The sequence below is a fragment of the Marinomonas arctica genome (genome assembly GCF_003259225.1).
GTDB lineage: Bacteria > Pseudomonadota > Gammaproteobacteria > Pseudomonadales > Marinomonadaceae > Marinomonas > Marinomonas arctica.
The window spans coordinates 1-20,169 of the sequence record NZ_QHJF01000027.1 but is presented as its reverse complement, the minus strand read 5'-3'; the positions used below and the strand labels follow the sequence as shown (position 1 = coordinate 20,169).

Below are 20,169 nucleotides of genomic sequence, written 5' to 3'. Positions count from 1 at the left end.
ACATTAAGAAATAAAAACTACATTTAGATTTGGCATAAAAATGCCTACACACCATCGTCGAACAGACAATGATAGTATTCAGGGGATCGTCTCACAGAGATGTGACGACAAGATGAGAGAACTTAGGGTGGCGTAAGACGCAAAATATTTTCCCTTTTGGGGCTTTTAAAAAAATTCATCTTAACAAAAAACTGACAGTAGTCAACTCAAACGCTGTTGAGCTGACGACTAAAGACACTAACCTATAAGTTAAAGTTTTGATTTATAGCGGTTAATAAACACCATAATCAGCGCTAAAAAAGACAATATGGCAGCAGCTCCCGGGATCCAATCAAAGCCGAAACCAATACTAATGACCAACCCACCTAGAGCCGCGCCTAAAGCATTACCAAGATTAAATGCGCCTATATTAATAGACGAAGCCAATCCTGGAGCCTGATCAGCGATTTTCATCACTTGCATTTGTAATGGTGGTCCACTTCCAAAAATGACCGTTCCCCATAGTAAAACAGTTAGACCGGCACCCATTGTTGTGGTGGCGGTAAAACGAAACATCAGCAATACCAACACTTGCAAAGCAAGGAACACAAACAAGGCTAAATCTGGTGATTTATCCGTTATTTTACCGCTAACATAATTACCTAAAGTAAAGCCAATACCCACCAACATCAGCATAGTCGCAATGGTGTTATCGGTAGCCTGAGCTAATGTTTGCATCACTGGGGTTATATAGGTGTAAAGCGTGAACATGGAACCAGCACACATCACTGTCGTTGCAAAAGCTCGCAAGGCTGCAGGCTGCATGATGGCTTTAAGTTCGGTTTTGACATCGGGTTTTTTCGCTGGCGCCATGGCTGGCAAACTACGACTAATACCCAAAATCGCCACGACACCTAGTACTGCAGTGACGGCAAAGGAAAGACGCCAATCGAAGGTTTGCCCTAACCACGTAGTAATTGGTACGCCTATAATATTCGCAATGGTGAGTCCCAAAAAAATAGACGCCACGGCCGAGCCTTTTTTATGGTATGGCGCTAAATTCATTGCCACCACGGCTCCGATGCCAAAAAAAGCACCATGGGACAAACTGGTAATGATACGAGATACTAAAAAGGTTTCGTAATTCACCGACATCGCAGAGAGAAGATTGCCCACCACAAAAACCGCCATTAAGGCCAGCAAAGAGGTTTTATGGCTGTATTTAGTTAGATATAAGGTGATTAACGGCGCGCCAACCATAACCCCGACAGCATAGGCACTAATCAGCAAACCAGCCGCTGGAATAGAGGCATTTACACCCTCTGCTATCACTGGAAGTAACCCCATGGGCATAAATTCTGTGGTACCTATTCCAAACGTACCCAATGCAATGGCAAAAATGCCCCACTGATATGCAGCAAGCATATAACGACTCCGATCATTCTGATTTATAACCAAGAAAAATAAGCCAAGAGACTTTCTTGGCTTATTCAAAGAAATCGCATTTTACCGTAAACGTGGGCAAATTTCCCTGCTAATTGCCTAGCTCATCGGTCATAGGGAGAATGGAGTCCCGTCACTTACTGCGCTTTTTCGGCCACCAAAACCAGTAAACAACAAACACAATAAGTAAAACGCCAACAAAATTAATGAGTGCGCTCATATTTTATCCTCCATTTTATCTGTAGACGATGATACACGGAACAGTCTGAGTCGATTGGCATTGGTCACCACGGTAACCGATGATAAAGACATGGCCGCTCCAGCGATGACAGGGCTTAACAACCAGCCTGTCAAAGGAAACAAAATCCCAGCGGCAATTGGAATACCTAAAGTGTTGTAGGCAAATGCGCCCCACAAATTCTGTTTGATATTTCTTAATGTCGCCCTGCTGATTTGAATCACGTTAGCGACACTTTTTAAATCGCTGTGTATTAACGTGATGTCTGCGCTTTCCATAGCAACATCGGTACCAGCCCCCATAGCAAAACCGACATCCGCTTGAGCCAAAGCTGGAGCATCGTTAATACCGTCACCAATCATACCAACCACTTCGCCCTGAGCTTGAAGTGTCTTAACCCAGTTTAGCTTATCATCCGGCATCAACTGCGCATGATAGTCTTCGATACCGACAGCTTCTGCGACCGACGCCGCCGTTTCAGGGTTGTCTCCTGTCAACATAATGACTTTTAACCCTTGTTCTTTAAAGCTAGTGATGGCATCTTTCATGCCTCTCTTAACTGGGTCTTCAATATAGAAAATCGATAATAAAGAGGTATCATCTGCAAGATAAACACGAGTGCATCCCTTATATTGGCTGTTCACTTCGTCCAGCTCAAGGTGAATCCCCTTTTCTTTCATGAGACGCTCATTACCGAGATAATACGCCCTTCCCTTAACATGGCCTTTCACTCCCAAACCAATCATTGATTCAAAATGATCAAGCTCCATTGAGCCGTTACTCTCTCGAGTCAACTGGCAGTGTTGCAGCAAAGCATCAGCCAAAGGGTGATTCGCCCGCGCTTCAAGCACGGTAACTAACTCCGCCACAAATGTTTCTTGAGCGCGCTCAGCCATTATCTGGTCGACCACTTTAGGCTTGCCTTCTGTAATGGTCCCCGTCTTATCCAGTACCACCACCGTCAACTCACTTGCTCGCTGTAGCGCATCGCCATTACGAATCAAACCGCCATATTCTGCGGCCTTTCCAATCCCTATCATGGTTGATATAGGCGTCGCTAACCCCAGAGCACAAGGACAAGCAATAATTAATACGGAAATACTGGTAACCAGCATATATGAGAAAACGGCCTCTTCCGCAAAATTAAACCAAGCCAATGCCGTTAAAATAGCGATGATGATCACACTCGGAACAAAGACAGAGGACACTTTATCAGCCAACACACTAATAGGCGGTTTGGAGCCTTGTGCTTTACTCACCATAGTAATAATTTGTGCCAGCAAGGTGTCTGAGCCTATTCGAGTTGCCTTGAAGAGCAGGCTGCCTTGACCATTAATCGTTCCAGCGGATAACAAGCTGCCAAGCTGTTTTTCAATGGGCGCGGCTTCTCCTGTCAACATGGACTCATTTACCGTTGATAAGCCCTCTACAACTTCTCCATCCACCGCAATACTGTCACCGGAACGTACTCGTAAAATATCACCTAACTTAATGTCTGCAACAGGAACCCGTGATTCAACCCCATTTTCAATTCGAGTTGCCATTTTTGGTCTAAGATCTAATAACCGATGAAGAGCTTGACTGGTTTTACGACGTGCCCGTAATTCCAATGCTTGCCCAAGGTTAATTAAGCCTATGATCATAACCGCCGCTTCAAAATACAAATGATGGGTATTCGCTGGCAACCAACTTGGCATGATCACCACAAGCATGGAATATAGCCAAGCGCATCCGGTTCCCAATGCAATTAACATATCCATATTAGCCTGATGTAAACTAAAGGCTTTCCACGCACCACGGAAATAATGCTTACCAGCACGAACCATAATCCACAACGTAATAAGCCCAATGCAAAACCAGACAGCCCTATCGGTGAGCGTGCTCACAACCATGCTTCCACCAAGCACACCATATAACATCAAAGGTATACCAAGGCTTAACCCCAATACAGCCGACTGACGCTTATACTGATATTCCTCTAACTCTCTTTGGTCACGGTCAACTTCACTTTTGCTAGCATCAACCACGAGGCTCGCCTGATAACCCGCATCAGCGACGGCTTGGATGAGTGTCTCCACTGAACCAAAAGTCGCTACCTGCGCGGTATGATTAGCGAAATTTACTTCTGCAGATAAAACCTGATCAGCCTGTGTGAGTGCTTTTTGTACCGAATTAACACAGCTAGCACAGGTCATACCTGCAATAGCCAATTGATAATGTGTCGTCAACCCTGATCGCTCTGCATTACCAATATCAGGTTCTAATTCGAACGCCTCCGCATGTTGCTTGTTATCTAATTGAGCTTGCTCATTTTTATCTAGCAAACCAAACGATTGATACCCCGCCTCTGCCACTATGGCCTCTATTGCAGCCAAAGACAGGTCTGAGGTCACAACAAGTGAGTTTTCTTTTGGGGTGCCAGTAACAACAGCCTCCGGGCTTTGCTGCTGAATTTGTTTACGAACTTTCGACACACACCCTTGGCATGACATGCCTGCCACACTGAGCTCTAACGCTTTAATAGTAGTATCTTTGTTTCTTTTATCTTTCGCATTCATCGTCAGCACCTACTCATTATGCGTGGCTTTTTCTTGCCAATCTTCAATCAAACAACAAATGGAGTGGCCATTGGGGTTGCCATCTGGCATGTCTTCCCACGCCTCTAAAGCTTTTTCCATTTTATGCAGATGGGCTTGTAATTGGGCTATTTTCAGCTTGGTTTCAGGCACTTTTTTCTGCAGCAAATCTCTCACCATCGGGCAAGGCGAATCGCCACTGTCTGATTGCTGAAAAATGTCTTCTATTTGCTTTAAGCTAAACCCTAATTCACTGGCTTGACGAATAAAAACTAATCGCTGCAAAGCCAGCTTGTCGTAGATCTGGTAACCATTATTAGCATCGCGTTCAGCTTGGATCAGCCCTAACCTTGTGTAATGACGCACGGTTTCAGCCGTAACATTGGCTTTATGAGCCAGCTCACTTACTCGCATATGAACTCCTTTGAAAACAAACTAGCCAAACAATGAACAAAGTGTAGAACCTATGGGTAGCACACAGGTCAAGGCATCGGAAAATTAAATAAAAAAAACCGAGATCACGTCTCGGTTTTTATTAAATCCAGTACATGGTAGGTAATTTAATGCAATTTGAGCTTTGGTTTGACCACCTTGCCAATCTTTTGAGCAGCCATAATCACCGTGGCTTTAAACCAACCATGAATCGCAATAAGATGCAGGCGGTATAAAGAAACATACACAAAGCGTGCAATACGTCCCTCAATAAACATCGAGCCCCCCATTAGGTTGCCCATTAGATTACCCACCGTACTGTAACGGCTTAAGTTCACCAAAGAACCATAATCTTTATAGGTGTATTCTTTCAGTGGTTCGCTCAAAAAAGACGCTTTAATATTGTCAAAGACTAAAGATGCCATTTGATGAGCAGATTGAGCACGTGGTGGAACAAACGAGCCATCAGCCTGCTTACAAGCACAACAGTCGCCAATCACATAGATATTATCAAACCCTGTCGTTTGCAATGTTCCCTTGACCAAAATCTGGTTATTTCGGGTGGTTTCAAAACCTTCTATTCGACCAACAAAATCCGGTGCTTTTACCCCTGCAGCCCAAATCATAAGATCGGCTTCAATATTGGTCTCATCCGCCGTCTGAAAACCGCCATCGTAAGCACGAACAACCCGGGTATTTTTACTGACGGTGACGCCTAAACGAAGTAACTCTTTCGTTGCTAAAGCCGCAATACGATCAGGCAATGCCGGTAAAATTCGTGGACCCGCTTCAATCAGTTGAATATTGACACGTTTCCCTGACATTTCCGGCATACCATAAGCTTTTAGCATATCGGCCACATGAAACAACTCGGCAGATAATTCCACGCCCGTCGCACCACCACCGACAATGGCCAGCTTTAGCTTCGCATCGGTGCCTTCCTGGTGAACCCGTAAGAATTGGTTCAGCAAAGCTTGCTGAAAGCGTTCTGCTTGTTTGTGAGAATCGAGAAAATAACAATGAGTGGACACACCAGGCGTACCAAAATCATTACTGACACTGCCCACAGCCATAACAAGAATGTCATAAGAAATCGTACGTTCGGGTAACACTATGTGTCCCATGTCATCCGACAGAGAGTCTAATGTTAAAGTTTTCGCTTCAGGATCAACCGCCATTAAAGTTCCTAGTTGGAACTGATAATGATGTTTTGCCGCATGAGCTCGGTAGTTGACACCATCGTTGTTGATGTCTAAAGAACCCGTTGCCACTTCATGCAATAGCGGCTTCCAGATATGGGTCTGACTTCTATCAATCAGGACGACTTCGGCTTGGCGTTTTTTGCCAAAAGTATGGCCCAACTTGGTGATCAGCTCTAGGCCACCTGCTCCACCACCAACGACTACGATTTTTTTCATGTAAAATCCCCTATAAACCTTGAGTAATCTGGAAAACACTCGGTGAGCCCTTTCCAGATTGCACATATGCTGTTTCCGAAAAAGTGCTATCTGATCCTTTGCGCCAATAACTTATCGAGTGTATTCGCAAAAGCCATCCTGTCTTGCTGACTAAAGGTTGCCGGGCCGCCTGTTTGAACACCTGAAGAACGCATCTGTTCCATAAAATCTCGCATACCCAAACGTTGTTTAATGTTTTCTTTGGTATACAGCTCCCCTCGAGGATTAATAGCCAAAGCACCCTTTTCAATCACCTCAGACGCTAGAGGGATATCCGCCGTGATAACCAAATCCTGAGCATCAATATTGTCAACAATATAATTATCGGCGACATCAAAACCTGAGCTTACTACTCGTCGTTCAATCCATTTAGAGGGTGGGACTGCAATCGCTTGATTTGCGACAAGGATACAAGGAATTTGCACACGTTCAGCTGCACGGAAAAGAATGGTTTTGATAACATTTGGACAGGCGTCGGCATCGACCCAAAGGCGCATAGTGTTCCCCTTTTTGTAGGGCACCATTATTAAACAGCCAGAGAGTGAAATCCAGTAGTGAATAAGAACAAACGGAGCACATATAAGTGATCCGTTTGCTTAAAAAACTGAATTGCTGTTTCCTTAAATGCCCTTAGCCTTAGTTGGGCTTGCCTACAAAATTACATATTAGGGTAATTTGGACCGCCTGCCCCTTCTGGGGTTACCCACGTTATATTTTGTGCTGGATCTTTGATATCGCAGGTTTTACAGTGAATACAATTTTGCGAGTTGATTTGAAAAATTGTCTCGTTAGCTGACTCTACGACTTCATAAACCCCTGCCGGACAATAACGCTGAGCAGGCTCATTATATTTAGGAAGGTTGCTTTGAATCGGAATTGTCGGATCTTTTAGCTTCAAATGACAAGGTTGATTTTCTTCATGGTTGGTATTTGATAAAAACACCGATGAGAGCTTGTCAAAGCTTAACAAACCGTCTGGTTTTTTATAATCTGGCGCAACATGTTTCTCTGCAGGCTCCAGACAAGCATAATCGGGCGTCATATCATTAAAGGTAAAAGGCAAACCGCCAGCAAAAAAGTTTTGATCTAGCCAGTTGTAAGCCCCGCCCCAGAATGTGCCCATTTTGTGCATTACAGGAACAAAGTTACGGGCTTGCTGTAATTCTTTTCCTAACCACGAATTGCGCACAGCATCATTGAATTGAACCAAATCGGCTACCGGTGTTTCAGCTTGTAATGCATCGAAAACATTTTCCGCTGCTACCATACCGCTCTTCATGGCGGTATGCGTGCCTTTAATTTTTGCAGGATTTAGTGTGCCAGCATCGCAACCAATCATTAGGCCGCCTGGAAAACTCATTTTTGGTAACGACGCCCAGCCACCTTTTGCTATGGCACGCGCTCCGTAAGACACACGTTTGGCGCCTTTTAAATGTGCCGCAATAATAGGATGATGCTTATATTTTTGAAATTCATCGTAGGGGCTCAAGTAAGGATTTTTATAATTCAAGTCAACAATCAAACCCACAACCACTTGATTATTCTCTAAGTGATATAAAAAACCGCCACCACCGGCTTCATTTCCTAACGGCCAGCCCGCTGTATGAATAACCGTACCTGGCTTGCTCTGAGCCTCTGGCACATCCCATAACTCTTTAATGCCAAGGCCGTAATGCTGTGGGGCTTTGTCTTCGTCCAAGGCAAATCGAGCAATCAGCTCTTTGCCCAAATGACCTCGGCAGCCTTCCGCTAAAAGTGTGTATTTTGCTTTTAGTAGCATACCAGGCATAAAGCCATCTTTTTCTGAACCGTCTTCAGCCAATCCCATGTCACCAGTAATAATACCTTCGACTTTACCACTTTCATCATAGGCAAGATGAGCCGCCGAAAAGCCAGGAAAAATCTCCACACCCAATGCCTCTGCTTGCTCTGCAAGCCAACGACAAAGATTACCAAGGCTAATGATATAATTGCCGTCATTATGAAGGGTTTTAGGAATCATCCAGTGACTCAGCTGCTTGGCTGCGCTGTCTGAATGTAACCAGTAAAGCTCATCTTGATTCACTTTAGTGTTTAACGGTGCCCCCATAGCTTGCCAATCAGGGAATAATTCAGCTAAGGCTTTTTGATCAACGACAGCACCAGATAGAATATGAGCGCCTATTTCAGAACCTTTCTCAACCAAACACACACTGATCTCTTTTTCTTCGGCTTTGGCTTTTTGCATAATGCGACACGCTGCAGACAGCCCTGCTGGCCCCCCCCCCACGATCACAACATCAAACTCCATAACGTCTCTATCTGTCATATTGCCTCCCTATCGGATACATTTTTATTTTAAGGCATTCTTTCTTATAAAAGACCTTGCTCAATACGCAATACAAAGGTCTATTCGTGTCATGCTTTTTATCGATTGAAAGCATTTTTGTTTAGTTTGTCAACAGTTGTCTTTCCAAACTTTATTTCATGGGCATAACCAAAAGCACGAGGCAATACATGGTCACAATAAAAGCCTACCGAATGTTGCCATGATGCTTTTTGCACATCATCAAGCTTATTATTACCTTGCACGGCATGCAAAGCTCTCATTTGCAACCAGGCACCAATCAGATAGCCCATTAACATCATGTAAGGATACGCTAAGCCCGTTCCCAAAACAGGATCTTCTTGCATAGCCTCTAAACAAGATTGGGTAGCGGCTTTGGCTTGCTGCAGCATTACAGTTACTTTTTCCGTATACGGCGCCATGTCTGTTGCTTGCCAGTGTGTTAATTCGGATTCGATGTCAGCGAGCAATGACATCATCCCTTCGCCCTTATCAGAATGCAGTTTGCGGCCAATGAGATCAATAGCTTGAATGCCATTGGTACCTTCATAAATGGGCAAAATTCGGGCATCACGAGCATGTTGGGCCACGCCAGTTTCTTCAATAAAGCCCATTCCACCATGCACTTGAATAGCCAAGGATGTTATTTCTTGAGCTTGCTCAGTGATCCATCCCTTAACAATAGGTGTATACAAAGCGGTTCTTATCACGGCCTGTTTTTGTACCTCACCCGTTGCAAAATGCGACAAATCGTTTTCGACAGCGGCCACATAAATAAGAGAGCGCATCGCATCAATTTGTGACTTCATGGTCATCAACATACGCAGTACGTCAGGATGTTCAATAATCGCTGCCCGAGCAGTACGACTGGCATTCATGCCTTGTTTACGATCAGTCGCATAAGCAAGAGCTTGCTGATAAGCTCGTTCAGAAATAGCCAAACCTTGTAAGCCAACGCCTTGTCTTGCATTGTTCATCATAGTGAACATGGCTTTAATACCATCGTTTTCTTTGCCAACAAGATAGCCAACAGCGCCTTCTTTATCTCCAAAGCTCATCACGCAAGTGGGTGATGCATGAATCCCCATCTTGTGCTCAACCGACACGACATGAACGTCATTACGCTCAGCAGGTTCACCTTGATTATCTAAGAGAAATTTTGGCACGATAAACAAAGAAATACCTTTCACTCCCTCTGGCGCATCTGGCAAACGAGCCAATACCAAATGAATGATGTTGTCACTCATCTGATGATCCCCCCAAGTGATAAAGATTTTTTGCCCTTTGATACGGAATACATCGCCGTCAGGAATCGCTTTGCAGGCAATAGCGGCAAGGTCAGAGCCAGCAGAGGGCTCGGTCAAATTCATGGTCCCTGCCCATTCGCCTGCTAGCATTTTAGGCAGATAGCGATTTTTCAGTATATCGCTGGCGTGTTGGCTAATGGCTTCAATCGCGCCCAAGCTGAGTAGTGGACAAAGTGAAAAGGCTAAATTAGCAGCTTGTACGCCTTCATTAACCGCGGTAGCAATATACGACGGTAGGCCTTGACCACCGTATTCAGGGTCTCCTGAAAGGCCAATCCAGCCACCGTCAGCATAAGCCTTGAACGCTTTTTTAAAGCCTTTGGCTTCAATGACCTCACCTGACTCCACCCTAGAACCTTCTTTGTCACCACTGGCATTGATTGGTGCAATGACTTGTTCTGCTAACTTTCCCGCTTCCTCAAGAATGGCTTCTAATAGACTATCGTCAACCATATCATGTAAATAAGGAGTCAAACGCTCTATTTGAGCGACAGACTGTAAACTGAATAAAATGTCATTAAATGGGTATTTGTATTCGCTCATTTTTTATTCTCCGATTGTTTATCCGAGCGGATCTAGAAAACGCTCTTATCAGAATGGTAAAAGATGGCAAATATCTCAATAACAATTCAGTGCTTTATTTCTAACAAATACATTCAGCCTCTTAAAAAGAGAACCAAGAACGTACAGATTACGGGCGTTTCATCGCTTTACCAAACTTTAAGTATTCCTCACTTTTTCGATATTCTCCCGGGGTCATACCAGTCCATTTTTTAAAGGATCGAAAAAAAGCACTGGGCTCATCAAAGCCCATTAAGGCGGCAATATCATTGATGCTAAGTTGAGGTGCATTCATATAGGTAATGGCAGCCTCTTTTCGACAATCGTCTTTAATATGCTGGTAAGAGGTTTTTTCATCATTCAGGCGTCGGCGTAATGTAGACACACTCATGTTAAGTGCACTGGCGACTTCTTCCGCACTGGGCATCTCACGAGAGAAATCCTTTCCTAACATGGCCATGACTTGAGATTTAAGACTGTTGTCATTTTCCACCATCACCAGAAGTTGATAAGGGGCGGTTTTCAAAAAGCCTCTTAAACTGTCTTCGGTTTGCACAATCGGCATATCGAGATAACTGGCAGGGAACACTAGGGCATTGGCATGTTGATTAAACTTTACTTCAGATTGAAATAAGGTTTTGTAATATTCGACATCATCAGGACGCTCACTGGTAAAGTACGCGGCTTTTAAATTCAAGCGACGACCAATCAACCAACAGATAAAGTGATGCCACATAGACAATGTGGTTCTAAGTTGCTCCTTTGACTCAGGGACAACCAAACTATCAATATCAGCAACCGACGAGTCTAAAGGCGCAAAAGTGACCATGGCAAAGCGGCCTTTTTTGATCAAAACGGGTTTCACCGTTGGCCCCCGACAAATTTCATAGAAATCACTGCATCGATACAAAGCATGCGCTAAGCTTCTAGCATGAATGATACAAAGACACATCATCCTGAATGTGCCATTGGGCACTTTACCGCCACTGAGCATGCCAAAGGACTCATCCTGCATAAGCCACATAATTTTTTGATATAGCATCCCGTAGCGATAGGCAGGAAAAGCATCACTTTGTTCTATTTCATCTTGCGTGATGTCTAAACTGGCCAATACAGCTTGGCGATCTAGTCCTTGCTCTTCAACAGCTTTTAAGAGATAACGAACACTCGACATTGGCACAGAAGCTTTCACATTACTCACCTTGTAAAACGGATTTTTATTGTGTTGCAAGCCTATAAAACTAAACAAAAAATTGGTATAAAAAAAGGCTGCATCAGCAGCCTTTTTTTATTTTACGCTTTTTTACTTACTTTTCTTCAGTAAAAGCAGATAACAATTCGTCTAGTGACAAATCTTCACTGTCATTGTCTATGTTATTAGACTGAGCTTGCATTTTCGTTTGTTCTGCTTTTTCATCAACAGGCTTTACGAACACAAAGCGACGTGGACGCACAGGTGCAGCTCCCACTTCTTTTTCAGGCAGTAAGCCTAGACGTTCAAGTTTTTTGTGCGCTTGTTCTTTGCGTTCCTTGGCTTTTTTGGTCACAAAACGACGAGTTGGCGATGCCTTACGAGCTTTATTTTGCTCTTTCATCATCTCTTTTGAGCCAGTTTTACCAAGTTTTCCACGCATACTGCGCGATTTTTTAACACGAGCCATAATATCCTCTCTTTATCGCGCGCATTGTAGCAGTGAATTCACTCTAGGTCATCCAGCAGCGCTAGCAATTTGCTTTAAAAGCACCGTGACCAATTTTTCTTTGACCGCCCACTTCACCCAGCCATTTTCTGACATCTGTAGCATTGTCGGTTTGTAATGCATTTTCTAAGTTTTTCAATATCACAATCGTATCATCGACTACTTTTGTGTATTTTTCTTGTTGTTGAGCCAACTCATTGCCCTGCAAGTTTTCAGATGTAAACTTAAATGGGGTTTCCGCACGAGATTTTTCAAAATACGTTATGAGTGTGTTTACTCGTTGCGCAGCGGCTTCATTATCACCAGACTTCACATCTGAAGACATAGCCTGCATTTCATCTTTGATATTACCCATATAACCGTGCAAAACCGTTTCATCACAGGCTTGATTGGCAAACACAGCGGATGAGCAAGATATTGACACTATCGTGGCAGCAAGAAGACCTTTTTTCATAAACACACCTTTTGATTCAAAATAGTAAACAAAGCTTTGTTTAAAATAGCATTCTCTGAAAAAAAAACATCAACTTTATTGTAACGAAAGTCTAGCGTATTATTCAGGCTTATGATTGACAGCAGGCCACATGGGAGTTGGATATTTTCAAAATTAAATGCACATTACTCACTTTGCTGGGCTTTTTTTTAAGCGGCCTAACATTTGCAGAGTGCTCAGACTTTGACGCGAAAATAGAAGCCAATAAAAGTGCACAGAAATACCTAGGCGGCAAAACATTCAAAAACGCACGGGTATTGAAAAAGCACTTACCCAGCAAACGCAAAGAGGTCGCCAGCTATGTTTATGTTAAAGCGGACGACCTCTATTACACCGTGTATTCGCTAGTCAATGCTAAGTGCGAGCCTAAGATCATCAAAAGAACCAATGGCAAACATTAGTCTTTTGATTCATTCATTATTTTTTCACTTTCTCGGGCTTTTTTGGTTTATCGGATTTTTTATGTTTATCCCCTGCGCTTTCCTCTGAATCCTCTTCATCCTCTTCGTCTTCATCTTCCTCTTCGCCAAGTTTAGAGATCTCTTCAAGTCGCTGAATCACTCGGGCTGAGATTGTTCCTTCTGGATAGTCACCTTCTTCGTTGGCCGTACCCGCTTCGATTCCCGTCAAAAGATGCAAGGCTTCGTCAGCGGTTGAAATCGCATAAACATGAAATTGACCCGCCTTAACAGCGTCAACGATATCATCACTTAGCATTAAATTAATGGCATTTGATTTGGGAATAATTACCCCTTGCTTCCCGGTTAAACCGCGAGCATTACAAACACTAAAGAAACCTTCAATTTTTTCATTTACCCCACCAATAGCTTGTACTTCACCGTATTGGTTTAACGATCCTGTGATGGCAAGGTCTTGACGCAATGGCACTTGAATTAATGCGGACAGCAGACAACAAAGTTCTGCCGTGGATGCACTGTCTCCATCCACATATCCATAGCTTTGCTCCATCGCAATTGAAGCGGAAATGTCGAGAGGAAAACGCTGAGCGTATTTATTGCCAAGGTATCCAGAAAGAATCAAAACGCCTTTAGAGTGAATATTTTGACCAAGATTTGACTCTCGCTCTATATCGATAATTCCCTTGCCGCCAGGATAAACCGTGGTGGAAATTCGCGCTGGCGCACCAAAGCTACTGTCGCCAATTTGCATCACGGTTAAGCCGTTGATTTTACCGACGGCGTAACCATCACTTTCTAATAAAACCGTCCCTTCAATAATTTCTTCGATGATCTTTTCACTCACACGACCGGTGCGGTGTTTTTTGGCTTTGAGCGCTCGAGCTATATGATCTGCCGTAATTTCACTGTCTTTCGCCATCTGACGAACAAAATCCGCTTCACCCAATAACTCAAACACATCACCTATTTTTGCCGCCATCTCTCTTTGGTGTTCAGCCAATCGACTGCTGTATTCAATCAACGCGGCAACACCATCGCGAGTTACGTTGGCGTACTCTTCTTTGTCTACGCGATCTTTCATAAGACGGGCAAACGATAATTCAGATTCCTTTGAACGTTTTAACGTATCGTCAAAGTCCACTAGAACACGAAACATTTCTTGAAAATCAGGGTCTGCGTCTTGTAATAAGTAATAAATATCACGGGCACCTATCAGCACAACTTTTACCTGTAAAGGCAAATTCTGAGGCGACAAGGTCATAGTATTCATCAAGCCCATGTCTGCGTAAGGGTGCTCTATTTTGATGGTTTTACTTTTTAAGGCTCGCTTTAGCGCTTCCCACAGATAATGGTCTGTCAGTAATTTTTCGGCGTCCAAAATCAAATAACCGCCATTGGCGGCATGCAAACTACCGGATCGAATCAAGCGATAGTTAGTAACTAACATGCCTTGATCGCTACTGTGCTCCACTTGCCCAAACAAATTACGATACGTCGGATGAGGCTCATAGACTACTGGCTGCCCGCCATTTGGTTTATGAGTAATCGCAATATTCGGCAGATAAAGCTCTTCATAAAACTGCCGACGCCCTACTTCGTCACGATTATCAGACGCTTTGTCATCCGCCATCTGATCAATGATGGTTTTGTCTAGATCTTCTCTAAGTGCGGTTAGATAAGCACTGATATCCGCATTATCTTGATATTTATCGAACAAACCAGACATCAATGGGTCTAGCGCTTCTTTTACCGTGTCTAGGTTAAGCTGACGAATGAGCTCATAAGTCGCACGTTTCCATTGAGGCAACCCCAATAGTTCTTCGTTCAACAGACCTTCAAGTGTTGAGACGCCCTCTTGAAACGCATCGCGCTCATCATCAGTCAAGGAAGCAAATTCATTTTCCTCTAATGCCTTACCCTCTTTCATAGGGGCAAAACTCACAGAAGACGCATCGCGGAACATGGCCACGCCAATTTTGCCCGAGACACGCTCTACTTTGTTGATCGCTGCCTCGTATTGATCATTAAAGGCACGGTCAATAACACTTTTTTGTTGCTGATAAGAAGGGTTTTCAAAGGCCGCAGGAAAGGTCGCCATCAAACCATCAATTAAAGCCCGAATTTCTTTTTCAAACTCAGACGCTTGACCAGGAGCAAACTCGATCGCTTTAGGGCGATGGCTTTCTGTAAAGTTGTTAACATAGGCCCACTCATTTGGTGCTGGGCGACGTTTCGCTTCGCTTCTAAGATAACTCATCACATAAGACGAACGACCCGTACCCGAATCGCCCATAGCGAAAATATTGTAACCTGGACGTTGCATTGCCACGCCAAACTGAATAGCTTCAACCGCACGCTCTTGACCTAAAATGCCATTAAGCGGCTCAATGTCATTTAACGTCTTGAAGTTCAGATGGTCAGTAGGCACTTTGGCTGAAAGAGCGTGATACGGTAGAGAGGTAACCATGTTCGACATCAATGGATTTCCTTTTGTTTGACAAGCTTTTTATAGGTGAAGCCTGCGAAAGAATAAGACTCTTCTTTCAAATATGTTAAGTGAATACAATACGTTGAGACTAACACTCTGACGGCACTTCGCCTATACACAAGATGAATATCATCGTGGTTCTTAACAAAAAACAGAATGGATAATCAACAAGCATGTCATGGATTTTCATCAAGCTGTATTTGATGCTGAGGATTTACTTTACTGAACACACGATGAAAGTTCGCAGCCGTGGCTTCTAATAAAGCTTCATAGCGAATGCCTTTCAAGTCAGCAACGTATTGAGCGACTTCTGACACATACTTAGGCTCATTTTTTTTACCTCGAAAAGGTACGGGAGCCAAATAAGGCGAATCGGTTTCAATGATCAACGCGTCTAGAGGAAGCTTACGGACCGTTTCCTTTAATTCATCAGCCGCTTTGAAAGTGACGATTCCAGAGATAGAAATCAAATAGTTTTCATCTAAAGCCGCTTTGGCCATCTCGTAGTCTTCAGTGAAACAATGCAATACACCAGCGGTAGCTGAATTACCGTATTGTCGAATCAACGACAAAGTGTCTTGTTTGGCATTACGAGTATGCACTATGACTGGCAGTCCTAATTCACCGGCCGTTTGAAGGTGATGGATGAAACTGACTTTTTGAGCATCATGTGCCTGTTCTGACGCTTCATAAAAATAGTCTAAGCCCGTTTCGCCGATAGCAATGACCTTTGGATCATTAGCATATTGACGCAATAAAACATCATCAGTAAGTAGCCCATCACTTTGCAGAGGATGAACACCACAACTGGCATAAATGCCTGCACGCTTAGTAAAGCTGAGCACAGTATCCATTTTATTTAGATCAACACTAATGGTCAGTAATTGTCTGACGCCTTTATGATACGCCGCATCAATGGCGGCTTTTATCTTGTGGTCGTAAGGTGCCAAATCCAGCATATCGAGATGGCAATGGGTATCAATTAACATAGTTGGGTTACCACTGATTCAATTCATGTGTGAGTTGCATTATGGGGTTTAAATTGGTTTTTTGAAGATCTGACTTAAGTTTTTGTAAAGCTTGATAGCGCATCATCAAGGAATGAATGCCCAAACGTGTGATTAATGCCATGTAAATATCTTGCAAGGCTGCATCTAACGGAGCACCTGTAGAGTGGCAAATGCATTGATGCAGTATCGCCGCCAAACCATTGCAATAATCTTCAATATTATTGCTATCCAAACCTTTTAAAACGTCACTGATGGAAGCCGCCCCCTGCAACAGAGCGGACAATTGATTTGGCAAATTGGCATACAACGACAGTTTGCCTTGCTGTTGAATTGATAATAAACGAAATGGCTGGGTCGTTAACCAAAAAAGAGAGCTGAGCGTCTCTCCATCTGGCTGCTGTAGAAGCCATTGCTTTACTTCATAAATGTTTGGCGTTGGGACATTCACCAACAAACAACGACTGCGAATTGTTGGTAAAAGACTGGTAGATTGTGAACTGGTTAGCACAAAATACGTTCGTGCTGCTGGCTCCTCTAACGCTTTCAAAACGGCGTTCGCGGCATTAATATTCATTGCTTGCGCGTGAGTAATGAGCACAACCTTATTTTGCCCTACTTGAGGCTTTTGACTTATTTGTCGCACCAGCAAACGTACTTGGTCTACTTTAATACTGCCAATCTCTCCATCCAACACACGAAAATCAGGATGGGTATCCGCACGCATTAACTGACAAGAATGACACTGCCCACATGCCGCGGCTTGATCGATCTCACACATCAAGTCTTTGACCATCTCTCGGGCAAGTTCTTCTTGACCTACACCATCAGCTCCCATTATTAATAAAGCATGAGACAAGCTATTGGTCTTTTTTAAAACTTGAACTTGCTGCAAGCAAGGCATTAACCAATGTGCAATATTTGACATCTAGACGGCACCAGACCAAGCTTCACTTAACCGCAATAGTTGATCCTCTATTTGTTGTTGTACCAAGGGTAAAGACAAGCTGGCATCAATAATTTTTATTCGTTTTGGATCCATACTAGCACGCTCAAGAAAGCCATCTCGGACTTTTTGATGGAAGACCTGTGACTCTTTATCCAAGCGATCTTGATGTTGACGCTGTATAACACGCGCCTGGCCCAAGTCTACAGGCACATCTAATAATAAGGTCGCATCCGGTTTATTGTCGCCCACCACCCAGTTAGCTAAAAGATCTAACATCGCCATGTCGCCACCACGGGCTTTACCTTGATAAACATAGCTGGAATCTAAGAACCGATCACTGATAACCCAGACGCCTTTTTCTAAAGCTGGCTGTATTTTTTCGGCCAAGTGTTGAGCTCGAGCAGCAAAAACCAACAACAGCTCAGTGGTGTCATTTACCTTCTCATCTCGAGGACTTAGAATTAATTGTCTAATATCTTCTGCCAATGGCGTTCCACCGGGTTCGCGAGTCATGATATAAGGAACATTATGTGCTTCTAGCCACTCACGGATAAAATGCATTGCCGTTGTTTTACCGCTGCCTTCCCCACCCTCAAGCGAAATAAATTTACCTCTCATACAAACACTCCTCTATTTCGCAATTACTGGAGTCGAACGGTAGTCCTCTCGACGCTTGAATTGAAACTCTCTTACCGCTTTATTATGTTCACTTAGGGTTTTAGAAAAAGCATGGGTACCATCCCCCTTTGCAACAAAATACAACGCATCGGTTTTACCAGGATTAAGGGCTGCAGCAATGGCTTCACGACCCACGTTCGCAATCGGAGTCGGCGGCAATCCATAAACCCTGTAGGTATTATAAGGGGAGGAATGTTGTAAACCTTTGCGAGTTAAGTTGCCTTTGAATAGATCACCAAGACCATAAATGACCGTAGGGTCCGTTTGTAAACGCATTCCCTTTTCTAATCGACTTATAAAAACACGGGCAATCAGTGGACGCTCCTCTGGGACCCCTGTTTCCTTTTCAATAATTGATGCCATCACCAACGCCTCATAAGGCGATTTATATGGCAAATCAGCGACTTTACTCTCCCATAAATCCGCTAACGTTTGCACCAAAAGATCATTCGCATGCTTAAGGATGCTGGCGTCAGTATCGCCTTCATGATAACGATACGTGTTAGCAAAAAACTGACCTTCAGAATGTGGAAATGCAAGCCCTAGTGTCTTAGCAATTTCTTCATTCGACATACCGGTTAGTGTCATCGTTATATTGCCGCGCGCCGCCATAGCAGAAAGGAAGTCTTGCGTTGTTTTACCCTCCAATAACGTTATGGAGTAAAAGATAGATTGGCCAGAATCAAACAGAGCCATGACATCCAATAAATTCATAGTCGGTTCTATCGCATATTTACCAACCTTGGGAACCCATTCAGGATTCAACCTTGCCACAATACGCGTCAAAAAAGGGTACTCAACCCAACCTTTTTCGCTCAACTTAACGCCCAAACTGTATGCGGTATCGCCTTTACTTACCTCAAACGTTTCAACAGAATCTAATGGAATAGTTGACGTGATTGATTTGTAAAGATGACCTACCGTCATCGCGATGACAGCAATACTTAAAAAAACAACGCGATAGAACCATTTATTACGATAAAACCATCTTGCAAGATAAGATTTTTTAGCGCGATAAGACTTTCTAGAGCGATAGGTTTTTCTAGAGCGATAGGTTTTTTTCACTCGATGTGATCGTTTAGCACGCTTGAACCATTTATTGAACGCCATGCATATCCTTAGCTTGCATTAAAATTTGTAACTTACGAGTATGAACACCAATCGGAAAAGATTCTCCTAAAACGCGGATAACAGGCACTATACCCATCAGACTATTCGTAATAAAGACTTCATCTGCAGACATTAGATCTCCAAGCACAAAGTGGCCAATTTGAATCGTGTAGTTAAATTGATTCGTTATAATGGCTTTACGATAAGTACCTTGCACTCCCGATAGCGCCAGTGAAGGGGTGTACAAAACGCCTTGCTTACACCAAAAAAGATTACTTTGAATACATTCAACCAATTGCCGCTTATCATTCATCATGATCGATTCAAAATCATCTAATGTCAAAAATTGCTTAGCAACCACATTTTCAAGCCTGTTTAAGTGCTTTATTCCAGCAAGATAACGATTAGAGCTAATAGGTACGGGGGAAACAGAAAGCGAGATGCCTTTATCACGTTGAGGTTGGTAATTCGGTGCAGGAAGAATACCAATAATGATGGAGTGAATGCATTGCTTTGGGGCTAAATAACCTCTTCCACCCTCACCTCGACTCACAATAATTTTCACCACAGACTCTTCATGAATTAAGGGCAAAACATCCGAATACAAAAACGCATACAGATTGTGCTTCTGCTCTAACGTTAACGGCATAGCAAGCTTGGAAAGCCCACGATACAAGCGAGAAAGATGATCTTCGATGTGTAAAAAGTGCTGAGGAAAAACACGAATTGTTTCAAATACGCCATCACCATAAGCCAAACCACGATCAGCAACGGAAATATAATTGTCTAATCTGTAGTTGACAAACCAAGTCATTGCTAAAAACTCAAAAATGAAGGTTAGCTATGATAGCGCAAAAAAGGATGGCGTCCCATAGGGGGTTCGAACCCCTGTTACCGCCGTGAAAGGGCGGTGTCCTAGGCCTCTAGACGAATGGGACATACAAAAACTTTCTTCTTAAAAGAAAGTGGAGCGGGAAACGAGGCTCGAACTCGCGACCCCAACCTT

The 20,169-nt window shown here is 43.4% G+C and carries 17 protein-coding genes and 1 tRNA gene; 1 reads left to right on the top strand and 17 read right to left on the bottom strand.

What is annotated here, in order from left to right:
- Positions 1-249 precede the first annotated feature (249 nt).
- The 10 genes from DK187_RS15225 to DK187_RS15180 form a co-directional block, all read right to left on the bottom strand.
- Entirely contained in the window at positions 250-1,404 is a 1,155-nt protein-coding gene (locus DK187_RS15225) for an MFS transporter (protein WP_111608191.1), read from the bottom strand.
- Positions 1,405-1,638: 234 nt separating this feature from the next.
- Positions 1,639-4,218 (bottom strand): heavy metal translocating P-type ATPase, encoded by a 2,580-nt coding sequence (locus tag DK187_RS15220; RefSeq protein WP_111608190.1) that lies wholly within the window; start codon positions 4,216-4,218, stop codon positions 1,639-1,641.
- A 9-nt stretch (positions 4,219-4,227) separates the two neighbouring features.
- The gene (locus tag DK187_RS15215) at positions 4,228-4,650 is read right to left on the bottom strand and encodes a MerR family transcriptional regulator (protein ID WP_111608189.1); all 423 of its coding nucleotides are present in this window, start codon (positions 4,648-4,650) and stop codon (positions 4,228-4,230) included.
- A 146-nt stretch (positions 4,651-4,796) separates the two neighbouring features.
- Positions 4,797-6,086 carry an NAD(P)/FAD-dependent oxidoreductase gene (locus DK187_RS15210; RefSeq protein ID WP_111608188.1) on the bottom strand — a complete coding sequence of 430 codons (1,290 nt, stop codon included), beginning with the start codon at positions 6,084-6,086 and terminating at the stop codon, positions 4,797-4,799.
- 86 nt (positions 6,087-6,172) lie between these two features.
- Positions 6,173-6,622: a YaiI/YqxD family protein gene (locus DK187_RS15205; RefSeq protein ID WP_111608187.1), complete on the bottom strand. Its 450-nt coding sequence runs from the start codon at positions 6,620-6,622 to the stop codon at positions 6,173-6,175.
- Between the two features lie 161 nt (positions 6,623-6,783).
- Complete coding sequence (locus DK187_RS15200) at positions 6,784-8,433, bottom strand: electron transfer flavoprotein-ubiquinone oxidoreductase (RefSeq protein ID WP_111608186.1); 1,650 nt, start codon at positions 8,431-8,433, stop codon at positions 6,784-6,786.
- A 98-nt stretch (positions 8,434-8,531) separates the two neighbouring features.
- The gene (locus DK187_RS15195; RefSeq protein WP_111608185.1) at positions 8,532-10,301 is read right to left on the bottom strand and encodes an acyl-CoA dehydrogenase family protein; all 1,770 of its coding nucleotides are present in this window, start codon (positions 10,299-10,301) and stop codon (positions 8,532-8,534) included.
- Positions 10,302-10,449: 148 nt separating this feature from the next.
- On the bottom strand, positions 10,450-11,511 hold the full coding sequence (locus DK187_RS15190; RefSeq protein ID WP_111608184.1) for an AraC family transcriptional regulator: 1,062 nt from the start codon (positions 11,509-11,511) through the stop codon (positions 10,450-10,452).
- A 115-nt stretch (positions 11,512-11,626) separates the two neighbouring features.
- Positions 11,627-11,980 carry a hypothetical protein gene (locus DK187_RS15185; protein ID WP_111608183.1) on the bottom strand — a complete coding sequence of 118 codons (354 nt, stop codon included), beginning with the start codon at positions 11,978-11,980 and terminating at the stop codon, positions 11,627-11,629.
- A gap of 61 nt (positions 11,981-12,041) precedes the next feature.
- On the bottom strand, positions 12,042-12,473 hold the full coding sequence (locus tag DK187_RS15180) for a cytochrome b562 (protein WP_111608182.1): 432 nt from the start codon (positions 12,471-12,473) through the stop codon (positions 12,042-12,044).
- 137 nt (positions 12,474-12,610) lie between these two features.
- On the opposite strand from DK187_RS15180, the gene DK187_RS15175 reads away from it, so the two are divergent.
- Positions 12,611-12,913 carry a hypothetical protein gene (locus DK187_RS15175; RefSeq protein ID WP_223232371.1) on the top strand — a complete coding sequence of 101 codons (303 nt, stop codon included), beginning with the start codon at positions 12,611-12,613 and terminating at the stop codon, positions 12,911-12,913.
- Positions 12,914-12,929: 16 nt separating this feature from the next.
- Here DK187_RS15175 and DK187_RS15170 read toward each other — a convergent pair whose 3' ends face one another.
- From DK187_RS15170 to DK187_RS15140, 7 genes are all read right to left on the bottom strand, one after another.
- Positions 12,930-15,407: a Lon protease family protein gene (locus DK187_RS15170; protein WP_111608181.1), complete on the bottom strand. Its 2,478-nt coding sequence runs from the start codon at positions 15,405-15,407 to the stop codon at positions 12,930-12,932.
- Between the two features lie 188 nt (positions 15,408-15,595).
- Entirely contained in the window at positions 15,596-16,408 is an 813-nt protein-coding gene (locus DK187_RS15165) for a TatD family hydrolase (protein ID WP_111608180.1), read from the bottom strand.
- Between the two features lie 7 nt (positions 16,409-16,415).
- Positions 16,416-17,354 carry a DNA polymerase III subunit delta' gene (gene holB, locus DK187_RS15160; protein WP_111608179.1) on the bottom strand — a complete coding sequence of 313 codons (939 nt, stop codon included), beginning with the start codon at positions 17,352-17,354 and terminating at the stop codon, positions 16,416-16,418.
- Positions 17,355-17,993 (bottom strand): dTMP kinase, encoded by a 639-nt coding sequence (tmk, locus tag DK187_RS15155; RefSeq protein WP_111608178.1) that lies wholly within the window; start codon positions 17,991-17,993, stop codon positions 17,355-17,357. It lies immediately after the preceding gene.
- A gap of 12 nt (positions 17,994-18,005) precedes the next feature.
- Entirely contained in the window at positions 18,006-19,163 is a 1,158-nt protein-coding gene (gene mltG, locus DK187_RS15150; RefSeq protein WP_111608177.1) for an endolytic transglycosylase MltG, read from the bottom strand.
- Positions 19,150-19,977 carry an aminodeoxychorismate lyase gene (gene pabC, locus DK187_RS15145; protein ID WP_111608176.1) on the bottom strand — a complete coding sequence of 276 codons (828 nt, stop codon included), beginning with the start codon at positions 19,975-19,977 and terminating at the stop codon, positions 19,150-19,152. Before pabC ends, mltG begins: the two co-directional genes overlap by 14 nt.
- Positions 19,978-20,025: 48 nt before the next feature.
- Positions 20,026-20,101 (bottom strand) — tRNA-Glu (locus DK187_RS15140).
- Positions 20,102-20,169: the final 68 nt, after the last annotated feature.

Excerpts from the sequence above, each read along its gene's own strand:
- DK187_RS15225 (WP_111608191.1), bottom strand. The coding sequence starts at position 1,404 with ATGCTTGCTGCATATCAGTGGGGCATTTTTGCCATTGCATTGGGTACG.
- DK187_RS15220 (WP_111608190.1), bottom strand. The coding sequence starts at position 4,218 with ATGAATGCGAAAGATAAAAGAAACAAAGATACTACTATTAAAGCGTTA.
- DK187_RS15215 (WP_111608189.1), bottom strand. The coding sequence starts at position 4,650 with ATGCGAGTAAGTGAGCTGGCTCATAAAGCCAATGTTACGGCTGAAACC.
- DK187_RS15210 (WP_111608188.1), bottom strand. The coding sequence starts at position 6,086 with ATGAAAAAAATCGTAGTCGTTGGTGGTGGAGCAGGTGGCCTAGAGCTG.
- DK187_RS15205 (WP_111608187.1), bottom strand. The coding sequence starts at position 6,622 with ATGCGCCTTTGGGTCGATGCCGACGCCTGTCCAAATGTTATCAAAACC.
- DK187_RS15200 (WP_111608186.1), bottom strand. The coding sequence starts at position 8,433 with ATGACAGATAGAGACGTTATGGAGTTTGATGTTGTGATCGTGGGGGGG.
- DK187_RS15195 (WP_111608185.1), bottom strand. The coding sequence starts at position 10,301 with ATGAGCGAATACAAATACCCATTTAATGACATTTTATTCAGTTTACAG.
- DK187_RS15185 (WP_111608183.1), bottom strand. The coding sequence starts at position 11,980 with ATGGCTCGTGTTAAAAAATCGCGCAGTATGCGTGGAAAACTTGGTAAA.
- DK187_RS15180 (WP_111608182.1), bottom strand. The coding sequence starts at position 12,473 with ATGAAAAAAGGTCTTCTTGCTGCCACGATAGTGTCAATATCTTGCTCA.
- DK187_RS15170 (WP_111608181.1), bottom strand. The coding sequence starts at position 15,407 with ATGTCGAACATGGTTACCTCTCTACCGTATCACGCTCTTTCAGCCAAA.
- DK187_RS15165 (WP_111608180.1), bottom strand. The coding sequence starts at position 16,408 with ATGTTAATTGATACCCATTGCCATCTCGATATGCTGGATTTGGCACCT.
- holB (WP_111608179.1), bottom strand. The coding sequence starts at position 17,354 with ATGTCAAATATTGCACATTGGTTAATGCCTTGCTTGCAGCAAGTTCAA.
- tmk (WP_111608178.1), bottom strand. The coding sequence starts at position 17,993 with ATGAGAGGTAAATTTATTTCGCTTGAGGGTGGGGAAGGCAGCGGTAAA.
- mltG (WP_111608177.1), bottom strand. The coding sequence starts at position 19,163 with ATGGCGTTCAATAAATGGTTCAAGCGTGCTAAACGATCACATCGAGTG.
- pabC (WP_111608176.1), bottom strand. The coding sequence starts at position 19,977 with ATGACTTGGTTTGTCAACTACAGATTAGACAATTATATTTCCGTTGCT.